Source organism: Cupriavidus sp. KB_39 (assembly GCF_052114485.1).
Classification (GTDB): Bacteria; Pseudomonadota; Gammaproteobacteria; order Burkholderiales; family Burkholderiaceae; genus Cupriavidus.
The window spans coordinates 1-382 of sequence record NZ_JBFREV010000245.1; the positions used below are offsets into that span (position 1 = coordinate 1).

The 382-nt window shown below is 60.5% G+C and carries 1 pseudogene; it reads right to left on the reverse strand.

Annotated elements, in window-relative coordinates:
* Positions 1–123: 123 nt before the first annotated feature.
* Positions 124–382 (reverse strand): annotated as a pseudogene (locus tag AB4Z27_RS29775) (acyl-CoA dehydrogenase family protein); the annotation flags it as partial.

Here is a 382-nt window from a genome sequence, read left to right on the forward strand (position 1 = left end):
GAGGGCGCGCGTCCATGTTTTCATTGTGAGAGTCCCTGATTGATGTGAGTTGCGAGGTGCTAAAGAGGGCGCGCGTCCATGTTTTCATTGTGAGAGTCCCTGATTGATGTGAGTTGCGAGGTGCTAAAACAGACCCGTGGTAGGTGGGGGCTGATCCTTGAGCAGCCAGGCGCCTACGACGGCGGCTTTCCACTGGCGCGGATTGTGATTCGCCACGGTGCGTGCGTTGCGCCAATGCCGATCAAGGTTGTAGGTGCGATCACACGCCGATGCGCCACCGACGTCGAACAAGTACTCGGCGCTCTTCAGCGCGGCGCCCACGGCGAAGTACTGTGCCTGGGCCACATCGATGGACGCCTGCGTCAGCGAGGCATCGCTGAGG